The sequence below is a fragment of the Micromonospora sp. LOL_013 genome (assembly GCF_048060315.1).
Lineage (GTDB): Bacteria > Actinomycetota > Actinomycetes > Mycobacteriales > Micromonosporaceae > Micromonospora_E.
This window is the reverse complement of the sequence record NZ_JBHMIQ010000019.1, coordinates 112,024-124,431: the sequence shown is the minus strand read 5'-3', so window position 1 is coordinate 124,431 and position 12,408 is coordinate 112,024. Positions and strand designations below refer to the sequence as shown.

Annotated in this window: 11 protein-coding genes; 6 read left to right on the top strand and 5 right to left on the bottom strand. The window is 68.8% G+C overall.

Features of this window, described 5'->3' with window-relative positions:
* The first annotated feature begins 595 nt into the window (after nt 1-595).
* The 6 genes from ACFHWS_RS14875 to ACFHWS_RS14850 all read left to right on the top strand — a co-directional run bounded on the left by ACFHWS_RS14875 (nt 596) and on the right by ACFHWS_RS14850 (nt 6,169).
* The gene (locus ACFHWS_RS14875; protein WP_416568372.1) at nt 596-1,303 is read left to right on the top strand and encodes a Crp/Fnr family transcriptional regulator; all 708 of its coding nucleotides are present in this window, start codon (nt 596-598) and stop codon (nt 1,301-1,303) included.
* Nucleotides 1,304-1,331: 28 nt separating this feature from the next.
* Nucleotides 1,332-2,117 (top strand): hypothetical protein, encoded by a 786-nt coding sequence (locus ACFHWS_RS14870; protein WP_416568371.1) that lies wholly within the window; start codon nt 1,332-1,334, stop codon nt 2,115-2,117.
* Nucleotides 2,114-4,171, top strand: coding sequence for a hypothetical protein (locus ACFHWS_RS14865; RefSeq protein ID WP_416568370.1), 2,058 nt, complete (start codon nt 2,114-2,116; stop codon nt 4,169-4,171). The genes ACFHWS_RS14870 and ACFHWS_RS14865 overlap by 4 nt, the downstream gene beginning before the upstream one ends.
* Nucleotides 4,168-4,842, top strand: coding sequence for a hypothetical protein (locus tag ACFHWS_RS14860; RefSeq protein ID WP_416568369.1), 675 nt, complete (start codon nt 4,168-4,170; stop codon nt 4,840-4,842). The genes ACFHWS_RS14865 and ACFHWS_RS14860 overlap by 4 nt, the downstream gene beginning before the upstream one ends.
* Entirely contained in the window at nt 4,839-5,297 is a 459-nt protein-coding gene (locus ACFHWS_RS14855) for a Pycsar system effector family protein (RefSeq protein WP_289213090.1), read from the top strand. Before ACFHWS_RS14860 ends, ACFHWS_RS14855 begins: the two co-directional genes overlap by 4 nt.
* Before the next feature lie 197 nt (nt 5,298-5,494).
* Nucleotides 5,495-6,169 carry a TOPRIM nucleotidyl transferase/hydrolase domain-containing protein gene (locus ACFHWS_RS14850; protein WP_416568368.1) on the top strand — a complete coding sequence of 225 codons (675 nt, stop codon included), beginning with the start codon at nt 5,495-5,497 and terminating at the stop codon, nt 6,167-6,169.
* Nucleotides 6,170-6,236: 67 nt separating this feature from the next.
* On the opposite strand, the gene pgl is transcribed toward ACFHWS_RS14850, so the two are convergent.
* From pgl to tal, 5 genes are read right to left on the bottom strand one after another with little or no spacing between them, the layout of a single operon-like run.
* On the bottom strand, nt 6,237-6,995 hold the full coding sequence (gene pgl / locus ACFHWS_RS14845; protein WP_416568377.1) for a 6-phosphogluconolactonase: 759 nt from the start codon (nt 6,993-6,995) through the stop codon (nt 6,237-6,239).
* 11 nt (nt 6,996-7,006) lie between these two features.
* Nucleotides 7,007-8,035, bottom strand: a complete 1,029-nt coding sequence (locus ACFHWS_RS14840) for a glucose-6-phosphate dehydrogenase assembly protein OpcA (RefSeq protein WP_416554840.1) — start codon at nt 8,033-8,035, stop codon at nt 7,007-7,009.
* Nucleotides 8,032-9,546, bottom strand: coding sequence for a glucose-6-phosphate dehydrogenase (zwf, locus tag ACFHWS_RS14835; RefSeq protein ID WP_281550404.1), 1,515 nt, complete (start codon nt 9,544-9,546; stop codon nt 8,032-8,034). The genes ACFHWS_RS14840 and zwf overlap by 4 nt, the downstream gene beginning before the upstream one ends.
* Before the next feature lie 36 nt (nt 9,547-9,582).
* Nucleotides 9,583-11,232: a glucose-6-phosphate isomerase gene (locus ACFHWS_RS14830; RefSeq protein ID WP_282231255.1), complete on the bottom strand. Its 1,650-nt coding sequence runs from the start codon at nt 11,230-11,232 to the stop codon at nt 9,583-9,585.
* On the bottom strand, nt 11,229-12,407 hold the full coding sequence (gene tal, locus ACFHWS_RS14825) for a transaldolase (RefSeq protein ID WP_416554842.1): 1,179 nt from the start codon (nt 12,405-12,407) through the stop codon (nt 11,229-11,231). Before tal ends, ACFHWS_RS14830 begins: the two co-directional genes overlap by 4 nt.
* Between the last annotated feature and the right edge of the window lies 1 nt (nt 12,408).

Here is a 12,408-nt window from a genome sequence, read left to right as displayed (position 1 = left end):
GGCACACGACACCAGATTCGGATCGTCGAACGTCGCGCGCACCACCGGCGCGTCCTGGCGTATTCTCACTTGCGAGGTGCCCTCTCGAACCGGGTGATAGAAGCGTCAGAACTCCTATCCTTCCAGTTCAGAGGGCACTTTCTATAGCCGGGGTCCTGCCGGTCCGACCTTCATCGGTGGATCGAGGCTGAGGCACCGACCGGCGGTGGCTGCGTGTAGAGGCTCTGGCAGAACTCGTCGCCGCAGCCGCATGGTTGAAGGACCGTAGGTCCGCGACTTGAGCAGCCCGGGACATCCTCGCCGATCTCGCGCAGCGCCACGCTTAGCTTAGCTCGGCGGCGAGAGGCCGGGTCACCTGCTGCTCAAAAGCGCAAATCCGCCAGACGTCATAGCTGACGGGCTGTACCCAGCCTGATCATCGAGCGTAGCCCTGGTGCCAGTTGGTAGTGCGGTGGAGCCGTTGACTGTATGGATGGGGTACCGCCTGGGCTTCGGCCAGTGCGGCACTCTCGTGACTACTGGCGACGGGGTACTGGATCATGCACCACATCAACCGGTCGTTCGAAGCTGTAGCTGTCGGCGATACAATATGTGCATGCATGAATGCAGCGAGTCAGGGCTTGTTGCTCATCTCCCTCAGGAAGAATGGCTCCGAGTCCGGAGCACCGGGATTCCTGTCCGCTTCGAACCTCGCGACGTGCTCTTGCGCCAAGGTGACACCACGCAGCACGTGCATGTGGTCCTGGCCGGCTGCGTCAAGATCGTTCGCTCGGAGAGGGACGGAAGCCGCGCGATTCTGACGCTTCGGGTCGCCGGCGATGTGGTTGGCGATCTGGCCGCTGTGGACCTGCAACCCCGGTCGGCCACGGTCACCGCCCTTACCACCACGGTCACCCGGCTGCTGACGGGTCCACAGTTCCGACGCTTTCTCGGTCGGCCTGCGTTCGCGACAGGCTTTGCCTCCTACACGGTGAGCCGGCTGCGTACCTCCGATGTCCAGCGTACGGCGTTGGCGCTGTTGCCCGTGCGGGAAAGACTGGCCCGGGCGCTGGTTCAGCTCCACACGGAGAGCCAACGAGCCGACGGACAACCCGCTATCAGGCTGTCCCAGGCAGAACTCGCCGAACTGGTCGGCGCCTCGCGCAACGCGGTCGTCGCTGAACTGACTGCCCTACGCGAGGCCGGCATCGTCACCACCGGACGCCGTGAGGTCATCATCGTGGATCCGGCGGCGCTGAGCGATCGGTCACACGGGCTCTGCCCAGAACTGGGCAGAGCACCGGGCGGTCCCGACCGACGCTGAGGGAGTCCGTCCTCGAGAAGGGACTCCTGTGGAACACATCCCGTTCGCTAGTTCGATCGATCTCCCCCCGTACCGGGCGATCCTGGCCGTGGACGCCAAGGGCTTCACCGAGGAGCCAGGTAGCACTCATCAGGCGATCAGCAACAGGCTGCTCGACCTGGTTGGTGACGCGCTGACCGTTGCCGGGCTGCGGAAGGAGTGGGAACGTCCCTCATTCCTCGGCCCGACCGGAGATGGATTCGCCGTCGGACTTCCGACTCGCGTTCTGCCCTACCTGGTGGACCCCTTCCCGAGCCTGCTCCAGCAACGTCTCGCCGAGCACAACCGCCACGCCCGGACGCAACTGCAGTTGCGGGTCAGCCTGCACGTCGGTCCCCTACCGGCCGACCCGGAGAGCCCTCACTGGACAGGTAACGGGGAGTCTCGCAACGATGCTCATCGTCTGCTCGATTCCGCACCTGTGAAGGCCATGCTCGCCGGGGCCAGCCCGCGCGTGACCTACGTGGCCTGCGTATTCTCCGACCGCGTCTTCAAGGACGTCATCGCCGCCGGATACGCCGGACTGCATCCGGACCGTTGCATTCCGGTTACGGCGACTGTCGACGGCAAGGCATTCGAACAACGGGCGTGGCTCCACGTGCCCGTGATCTCCGGAAACCTGGTCGGCGTGTTGCCGGCGTCGTCTCCTCCTGCGGCGCCGGCAGGGGAGAAGCGGATAAGTCCCCGGATCTCCGGACCACGGGTGAGGCAGAACAACGGCCAGGTCGCCACCACGGTCGAGAACATGACGCAGCAGCGGGACAGTAGCCGATGATGACCGATCCGATCGAGCCCGTCGACCCCGACATCGACGATTCCTACGCAGATGACATCGACGACAGCATCGCCGTCACCGAGAACGGCGGCCAGTACGTCAACAAGAACAACGGACAGGTCGCCGGGCACGTCGCCCGCGACCAGGTGCTGAATGTCCACAACTGGCTCGGGCGTTACCGGGCAGCTTGGGAACTGTCCGACGCCTTTGTACGGGAGACGATGGACAGCTTCGTGGACCGCGCCTACGGTCCGGATGGGCTGTCCAGGGAAGCGGCGGCCCGCATCCTGCAGGAACGGCGTCACGTGCTGCTGGTCGCGCGCCGCGACACCGGCCGGCGTACGGCCGCAGTTGGCTTGCTCGCCGCCGTTCCGTCGCCCCGACGGGAGATCCCGACTGATGATGACGAGAAGTCGCTCCTGCCTGTCGCCGAGGTGCCATGGGAGTCGTACGGCCGGTGCTCGTACCTGCTCACGGTCCCGCCTGGAAGCCGTGATGGGCGGTTGCGCGAGGTACTGATGGCATACCGGGAGGAAGTAGAGAAGCGGGATTCCTATCTGGTCGTCCTGGTCGAGCCGGACACGCTCGAGAGGTCGGAGGACGTCCCGGGCTTCGCGGCTCTCACGGTGACTGCCCCCGCACGTGAAGAGCTGTTGCGCCGACTTCTGACCGACCAGCACGCGCGCCTGAACGTAGACGCGCTACTTCAGGAACCGCCGTTGCGAGAGATGCTGGCTGATGCCACTCCGGCCCAGATCACCAGGCTGTCCAACCGGATCCGAGCTGCTGCGAGCGATCCGGAGGAACTCCTTGGCGATATCGTACGTAAGGCATTCCAGGCATATCGGAACTGGGACGAAGAACTGGGCGACTGGTTTGAGCGCAACCCAGATCCACGAACCAGGCTCTTTCTCGTTACCTTGGCCTTCCTGCAAGGGGCGCAGGCCACGAACGTCCTACACGCTATGGAGAAGCTTGCCGAGAAGCTTGCCGAGCCGGCGAATGTACGCGGCGGCATTGGCGCGCCGGGGATCCGGCAGCTGGCTAATAAAGTCAGTGCCAATCTCGACGATCAGCACCGGATCTTTTTCACCCTGCCGTCCTATGACGTCGCGATTCTGCGCTACGTGCACAGCGACCAGTCGAAGGCCTTTCGTACACGCCTTTGGGCCTGGGCGTCCGACCTGCCGATTCGCAGTGGTGGATCCGCCAACGCCCGCGTCGCAGGACAGGTGGCCTCGGCCATGCTCGAGGTGACCCGGGCACTTCCCGGTGCCGACGCGCCCGAGGTGCGGACCTTGGTCGAGCGGTGGTGGAGCTACAAGACTCTGCGTCCGCTGGTCGTCGACCTGATGACGGCGTTGACCCTGAGCCCCGAGGCTGGACCGGCGATGCGTGGGCGGCTGAACCAGTGGGCCAAGTATTCGGGGAGCCACCCGCTGCTCTGTGTCGTGGCTGAAGTCTGCTGCGGAGCGCTCGCCGATGCCTATCCGCAAGTGGCGCTGACCAGACTGAACAACCTGGCCGGACGTGGGGTGGAATCCGTCACTGATGCGGTGGTGACAGCCGTGAAGTCGCTCTGGGAACGGCCGATGCACCGGCAGCCAACCCTGCAGCGGATCATCGACTGGGCTGCCGAACGCGACGAGCGCCAAAGTGTAGGCCTGCTCGCGCTGGCGGCGATCTCCGAAACCCCAGAACAGGCCGGGATTCTCCTCACTGAACTGGCCGGCGACGCGGCCCTGCGGGCCAAGTTGAAAGACGCCCTATCCTTCCTGTTTACCGACGCTGTGCCGCAGGGTGGCATCCTCGATGCGCTTATGCGATGGCTGGACGCGGCAACCAGGGAATCGACGTACGAGCACTTGATCTCCGACCTCATGGTTGGTGCCGCTGGGAACGGGCAAGGTGCCAGTAAACGTCTCGCCCGAATGACGCGATTGCTGTTCGAATGGCAGCCGGTGGCTTGCGACGAGGAGCATCCGGCTGCCCGCGGCCTGCGTGACCAAATTCAGGAACGATTGCAACGCGCCAATCCGTTGGCTGTCGCATGATCGAGAACTGGCGGGTTCGGCTGTCAGGTCGGCGGACGAGAACCGAGGAACCCGAACAGCCCGTCACATTCACCGCCGAGCTACGCAGCTGCCATCCGTATGTGATGTTCAACGCGACCTTCCAGTGCTGGTGGAAGGGCGATGACCGGGCTGCCTTCTGGGCGGCGCGGCGGAGGGTGACAGACCGGGCCGATCAGGTGACCGCCAGATACTGCGTCACTCAGGCCGGCAATGCCGAAAACGAGGTAAATACTTGTACTCCCGACGGCGTCAGCGTGCGTTTGACGGTCGGCCGGCAAGCGTACGCGGCCGCAGAGGCCATCCTAGAAATCAATCGACAGGCAGCCCTGGAACGCCAGCGGCAGCGGGCCGAGCTGGATCGGATCAGGTACTTGAGGGAGAGTGTCTACTCCCATCCCGATGTCGCCCGCAGCTACTGGCTTTACCACCATCCCGACCAGCTTAAATCGATGCTAGACATTGACTTCGAGGGGATTGCTGAGAAGTTCAGGAACCGGGAGGATGCACGGTTCCTGGTGATTGCCAAGCTGATTGGTGAATTCCTCGGGCGACTCGAGGACGCCGATCGCCGATTTTTGGTTAGTCAGCTTGGGCAGTTGTTTTCATCATACGATCGGTCCGATCTGACAGAGAGGCTGGAAGGCTCATGAGGGAAGCCGGGCGAGCCTCCCTGCAACAGGCGAACGAGATGATTCGTTTTGCCGATGTGAAGGCGGCGGCAGTTCTCGCCGCTGCCGGTGTTCTGGCTGGGCAACTGCCGTCCGCCCATGGACCCCTGTCCGAGAGCATCCTGCTTGTCGCCGGCGCTTGCGTCGCGCTCAGCGCGTTGCTGGCGCTCTACACGTTGGCCCCACGTCAGCAGGCAACGGCGGCGTGGTCGCTGCACTACTTCGAGAACGTCGCCCAGCGGTACGGCGACGATCGAGAAGCGTTTATCGATGCGTGGCTGGACGCCTCCGACGATCCGGACGGGTTTGAACGGGCGATCGCTGGGCAGCTCTGGGTAGCGAATATGGTGGCATACCGAAAGTTTGTCCGAATCACTTGGTCCATCCGGACGTTGGCAGTTGGCGTACTGGCCATTGCCGCCGTGGCCGTCACCTGAGCCGGGCCGGCTCCTCTTGTCCTTGGTGCGTAGGCCTCCGGTTTCGCCTGGAGGCCTACGACAACCATCGCCGATGGCACTTCTTCAATCCGAAGGCGTGTCTTCCGACGCTTACGGAGCGCGAATTTACCGGTTGTCGGCCGGGCCGCGTTCACGGACGATGGCGGTCATGACACCAAGTGCCGGTAGGCGAGACCGTGGACGCCGCTCGTCGCCGTGAGCTTGCCCGCCGGGTGCTCGACGGCTATGCCAGCGGTCCCGACGCACCGGTCCAGGCGACCGCCGACGCGCTGGTGAAGATCGACCGCGCCGTCGCCCTGGTGCTCGTCGAAGGCGTGAGCGACCAGATCGCGGTGGAGACGGCGGCGGCCGGCCGTGGCTGGGACTTCGACGCCGAACGGGTGGCGGTCGTGCCGATCGGTGGAGCACATGCCACGGGCCGGTTCCTGACCGGCCTCGGCCCGCTGCGGTCGCGGGTGCGGCTCGCCGGGCTGTGCGACCTGGCCGAGGCGGACATCGTCCGGCGCGGACTGGCCGCCGCCGGTGTCGGTACGCCCCGCACCCGGACCGATCTGGCGAATCTCGGATTCTTCGTCTGCGTCGACGACCTGGAGGACGAACTGATCCGTGCCCTGGGCGTCCAGACGGTGGAGACCGTCCTGGACTCGCAGGGCGACCTCGGATCGTTCCGTACGCTGCAGGGCCAGCCCGCCTGGCGGGGGCGGCGGCCCGAGGCGCAGCTGCGCCGGTTCATGGGCAGCGGCTCGCGCCGCAAGTCACGCTACGCCCGGCTGCTCGTCGAGGCGGCCATTGCCCGCGACACCCTGCCACGACCTCTCGACCGGCTGCTCGCCTTCGTCGGACCGGACTGAAGCGGCCGTCGGACCGAAGTGGCCGCCGGACGGCGACGTCCGGCGGCCACTGAAACGCAAGGCCCGGTCAGTCGGCCGCTGCTGCCGTCATCGCCACCTCGGCGGCGGCTGCCTGGTCGAGCAGCCACCAGGTGCGGCGCACGCCGCGTACGCCGGCTGCCGGCACGGCGACCGGGTCGCTGCCGCCGTACGCCCTGCCGACCGCCGCCGCCTTGTCCGCCCCGGCGGCGACCAGCCACACCTCGTCGGCGGTGTTGATGGTGGACAGGGTCAGCGTGATCCGGGTCGGCGGCGGTTTCGGGCTGTCCCGTACCGCCGCCACCGGGCGGGTCTCGCCGGTCACCGGATGCCCCGGGAACACCGACGCCACGTGTCCGTCCTCGCCGACGCCGAGCATCAGCACGTCGAACCGGGGCAGCGGGGCCGTACCGGGACCGGCGACCCGGTCGAGGGCGGCGGCGTACCGTGCGGCGGCCGCCTCCGGGTCGTCGCCGTCCGGCCCGTCCGACGCGGGCATCGCGTGCACCCGCTGCGGACTCAGCGGCAGTACGTCGAGCAGCGCCTCGCGGGCCTGGGTCTCGTTGCGGTCCGGGTCGCCGGTGGGCAGGAACCGCTCGTCACCCCACCAGACGTCCACCAGGGACCAGTCGACCGCGTGCCGGGCCGGCAACTCACCGACCGCGCGCAGCACAGCCGCCGCGACCCGGCCGCCGGTCAGCACCACCGACGCTTCGCCCCGCTCGGCCTGGGCGTCGATCAGCCGGACGACGAGCCGGGATGCCACCGCGCTGGCCAGCACGGTGGCATCCGGATGCACGACGAGCATGCCGGGGCCGCTCACGAGCCGCTCCGCGCCGGACCGGCCGCGACGACCGCCGGGTCCGTGCCGGCTGCCGGCCCCGTGGCCTTCGCCGGGTCCTTCCAGATGTGCACCCGCTTGGCGGGCCGGGCCGACAGATCCGGCAGCCCGGCCAGGGTGCCCAGCGCCTCCGAGTAGACCTGGTCGGCGTCGAGCCGCCGCAGCTCCTCGGCGAGCTCTTCGCCGAGCGGTCGACGGACCAGCGGCATCTGCCGCTCCGGCTGCCCGGTCCGGGTGAACATCGCCGAACTGTCCTCGCGGACCAGGCTCAGCCCGTCACCGTTGGCGCAGCGCAGCTCCACCGACCGCATCCGGGGGAACGCGCTGGTCTCCTCCCAGCGCGGGGTTATGCCGAGCCGGGCCGCCAGCCAGCTGATCATCAAGGCGGCGGTCGGGTCGGCCCGGGGCGCGGTCACCGTGGCGCCGGTGATCTGCGCGTCGGTGGTGTCGAACGCCCCGGCGACCAGGGTGCGCCACGGGGTGATCCGGGTCCATGCCAGGTCGGTGTCACCGGACGCGTAGTCGACCGCCCGCTGCAGCAGCGCCTGCACCGGGTTGGGGGCCTGCGCCGAGTCGGTGATCCGCCGGTCGGCGACGACCCCCAGGTAGTCGTTGGCGATCTGCTCCGGCGGCTCACCGTGCCACCAGGTCACCACGGGTACGTCCGGCACCAGCAGCGGCATCACCACCGACTCGGCGTGCAGCGCCAGCCGACCGGAGGTGCGCATGACCACCGCCTCGCACGGCCCGAGCCGGCCGCCTACGACCACCTCGGCGTCGAGCCGGCTGACCTTGCGGTCGATGTCGGAGCGGACCACCACGAGCAGCCGGCACGGGTGGGCGGCGGCGGCGATGGTGGCCGCCGCCTCCGCCTCGCGTACCCGCTTCTCGTCGACCACCACGATCAGGGTCAGCGCCATCCCGCTGGCCACGCCGCCGGCGCTGCGCCGCTCGGCGGCCAGGGCCTTGACCACCTCGTTGCCGGTGGTGTCCCACAGGCTGATCATGCTCTCCTCCAGGACCGGCCCTCGCGGGCCAGCATCTCGTCGGCGGCCCGCGGACCCCACTCGCCGGACCGGTACGGCTCCGGCCGGGTGCCCTCCCATGCCTCTTCGAGAGGGTCGATCACCCGCCAGCTCTGCTCCACCTCGGCGGCGTCGGGGAACAGGGTGCGGTCGCCGATCAGCACGTCGAGTACCAACCGCTCGTACGCCTCCGGGCTGGCCTCGGTGAACGCCTCGCCGTACTGGAAGTCCATCGCGATGTCGCGGACCTCCATGGTGGTGCCCGGCACCTTGGCGCCGAACTTGAGTACCACACCCTCGTCGGGCTGCACCCGGATGACCAGCTGGTTGTTGCTGAGCATCTCAACATCGGTGCCGTTGAACGGCAGGTGCGGTGCGGCCTTGAACATCACCGCCACCTCGGTCACCCGCCGCGGCAACCGCTTTCCAGCGCGCAGGTAGAACGGCACCCCGGCCCACCGGCGGTTCTGGATGCCCAGCCGCATCGCCACGTACGTCTCGGTGGTCGAGTCGGCCGGCACATTCGGCTCCTCCAGGTAGCCGACGGCCCGCTGCCCGGCCACCCAGCCCTTCAGGTACTGACCGCGGACGGTGCCGGCGGCCACGTCGTCGGGCAGGCTGATCGCCCGCAGCACCTTCAGCTTCTCCGCCCGGATCTCGGCGGCGTCGAAGCTGGTCGGCTCCTCCATGGTGACCAGGGCCAGCAGCTGCAGCAGATGGTTCTGCACCACGTCACGGGCGGCGCCGGTGGCGTCGTAGAAGCCGGCCCGGCTGCCGATGCCGACGTCCTCGGCCATGGTGATCTGCACCGAGTCGACGTACTTGGAGTTCCACAGCGGCTCGAACAGGTTGTTGGCGAACCGCAGCGCCATGATGTTCTGGACGGTCTCCTTGCCCAGATAGTGGTCGATGCGGAACACGTCGTCGCGGGTGAACACGTCGTCCACCAGGTCGTTGAGCGACTTCGCCGACGGCAGGTCGTAGCCGAACGGCTTCTCCACCACCACCCGACGCCAGCCGCCGCACCGCTCGTTGTCGGCCATGCCGGTGCGGGCCAGCTGCTTGAGCACCTGCGGGAACGCCGACGGCGGGATGGAGAAGTAGAACGCGGCGTTGCCGTGGATGCCGTGCGATTCGCGCAGCCCGTCCAGGCAGGCCGACAGCTTGTCGAACGCGGCGTCGTCGTCGAACGAGCCGCCGACGAACTTGATGTTGCCGGCCAGGCGGGACCAGACCTCCTCCCGCCACGGGGTACGCGCGTACTCCTTGGCCGAGTCGTGGGCCAGCGACTCGAAGTCGCCGTCGGTCCAGTCCCGCCGGGCGAAGCCGAGCACCACGAAGCCGGGTGGCAGCAGCCCTCGGTTGGCCAGGTCGTAGATGCCGGGGAGTAGTTTCTTGCGAGCCAGATCACCGGTGACACCGAAAATCACCAGAGCGCAGGGCTCCGGGATGCGCGGCAGCCGCCGGTCCTGCGGGTCGCGCAGGGGGTTCACGTCGCCTCCTCAGTCCGTTTTCCTCCGGACCAATTGTCAGCTGGGCAGGTTTCGAATCGTGTCCAGGAGTTGGGCGACGCCGGCGGCCCGATCGGTCAGGTGCAGCCGCAGCAGCGGCCGGCCCCGCCCGGCGAGCGCCTCACGGTCACCGGCGGCCTGCGCCGCCTGCAGCTCACCGAAGCTGTACGGGCGACCGGGCACCGGCAGGTCGTCGGTGACCGCACCAGTGATCTGCAGGAACGCGCCGACCTGCGGCCCGCCCTTGTGGTACTGCCCGGTGGAGTGCAGGAACCGCGGCCCCCAGCCGAAGGTGACCGGCCGGCCGGCGGCGGCCGCCAGCAGTGGGCGAATCCCGGCCGCATCGGCGTCGCCGAACCGGTCCAGGTAGGCCATCACCGCGAGGTATCCGTCGGTGCCGACGCCGTCGATCAGCCAGCGCAGCGCGCCGACCAGCTCACCCGGTACGCCGTCCGGCCCGTACACCTCGATGGATCCGTCGACGAACGACGGTGCCTCGGTCGGCGGCCCGGACGCCAGGATCCGGTTGGTGTTCTCCTTCGACTCGGTGACGTTGGGCTGGTTGAACGGGTCGATGCCGAGCACCCGGCCGGCGACCGCCGTCGCGTACTCCCAGACCAGGAACTGCGCGCCGAGCGGTCCGTTGACCGCCAGGTCGGGGCGGACCCCGCCGCCGGGCACCCCGCCCGGTTGGCCGGCACCGCCGTAGGTGACGGTTAGCACGTCCGGGCCGGCGGCGCCGGGGGCGTCCGGTGCCTCGACGACCACCGGCAGGATGCCGATGCCGTCCTTGCCGGTTGACTCGGCGATCAGCTGCTCGATCCAGTCGCCGAGCCCTTCGATGCCGGTGCCGTCGGAGACCAGCGCTACCTTGTCCCGGCCGGTGGTGGCCGCCGCGCCGAGCGCCGCGCCGAGCGCCAGCCCCGGGTTGTCCCGGTCGCCGCCGAGCGCGGCGGACAGCTGCTCGGCCTGGTCGAGCAGCTCGACCACGTCCACGCCGGCCAGCGCCGACGGGACCAGACCGAACGCGGTCAGCGCCGAGTACCGTCCGCCGACCTCCGGGTCGGCGAGCACCACGGTGGCGCCCATCTCCTCGGCGGTGGTGGCCAGCGGCGAGCCGGGATCGGTGACGATGACGAACCGCCGCCCGGCCTCGGCCTCGCTCAGCCCCGAGTCGAGGAACGCCTGCCAGTACGCGCGACGGTGGCTGTCGGTCTCCACGGTGCCGCCGGACTTGCTGGCCACCACCACGACGGTCCGGTCCAGTCGGTCGCCGAGCGCCGCCCGCACCTGGTGCGGGTCGGTGGTGTCCAGCACGGTTACCGGCTTGCCGACGGTGAGCGAGATGACCTCGGGCGCCAGCGACGAGCCACCCATTCCGGCCAGCACCACGTGGTCCAGGTCGCCCAGCTCGGCCTGCAGTTCGGCGAGCTGCGGCAGCAGGTCCCGGCTGCGGGTGAAGGTGTCCAGCCAGCCGAGCCGGATCTTCGCCTCGGCCTCGGCGTCCGGGCCCCACAGCGTCGGGTCCTTGCGGGCGAGTGAGCCGGGCACCCCGTCGCCGACCAGCGCGCCCCGGGTCGACGAGGCGGCTGAGGCGTCGACCGCGTCGGCCCCGTACACGCTCAGCCCGGCCGCAGCCTCGACCCCGCCGTCGAAGAAGTCGCTCATGCGTTACCTCCGGCCTGCTTGGCCGCGGCGGCGTGCCCACCGGCCGCCGCGTTCGGCTCACCGGCACCGGCCGCCGCCGCGTCCAGCGACGAGCGGACCCCGTCGAGCAGCTCCTGCCAGCTGGCCTCGAACTTGCTCACCCCCTCCGACTCCAGGGTCTTGACCACGTCGTCGAGGTCGACGCCGACGGCGATCAGGTCGTCGAGCACCTGCCGGGCGGCCGGGTAGGAGCCGGTGACCGTGTCGCCCCGGGTCTCGCCGTGGTCGGCGTAGGCGTGCACCACCGACTCCGGCATGGTGTTGACCGTGCCGGGGGCGATCAGCTCCTCGACGTAGATGACGTCCCGGTAGGCCGGGTTCTTCGTCGAGGTGGAGGCCCACAGCGGGCGTTGCGGGTGGGCGCCGGCGTCGGCCAGTGCCTGCCAGCGGTCCGAGGAGAAGGTCTCCGCGTACCGTTCGTACGCCAGCTGCGCGTTCGCCACGGCGGCCTTGCCCTTGAGTGCCTTGGCCTGGTCGCTGCCGATCTTGTCGAGGCGCTTGTCGATCTCGGTGTCCACCCGGGAGACGAAGAACGACGCGACCGAGCCGATGGTGGTCAGGTCGTGGCCGTTGGCCTTCGCCTGCTCCAGGCCGGCGAGGAAGGCGTCCATCACCGCGCTGTAGCGGTCCAGCGAGAAGATCAGGGTCACGTTGACGCTGATCCCCTCGGCCAGGGTGGCGGTGATCGCCGGCAGCCCGGCCTCGGTCGCCGGGATCTTGATGAACAGGTTCGGCCGGTCGACCAGCCACCACAGCGCCTTCGCCTCGGCGACGGTCTCCGCGGTGCGGTACGCCAGCCGCGGGTCGACCTCGATCGACACCCGGCCGTCGACGCCACCGCTGGTCTCGTACGCCGGGCGCATCACGTCGCAGCCCCATCGCACGTCGTAGGTGGTGAGCATCCGCACCGCCTCGTCCACGCTGACGCCCCGGGCGGCCAGGTCACGCAGCTGCCAGTTGTACTCGTCGGCGTCGGCGAGCGCGGCGGCGAAGATGGTCGGGTTGGTGGTCACGCCGGCGACGTGCTTCTCGCGGCGCAGCTGGTCCAGGTTGCCGGTGCTGAGCCGTTGCCGGGACAGGTCGTCGAGCCAGACCGCCACGCCTGCGGCGGTGAGCTCACCCAATCGGTCTGTCATC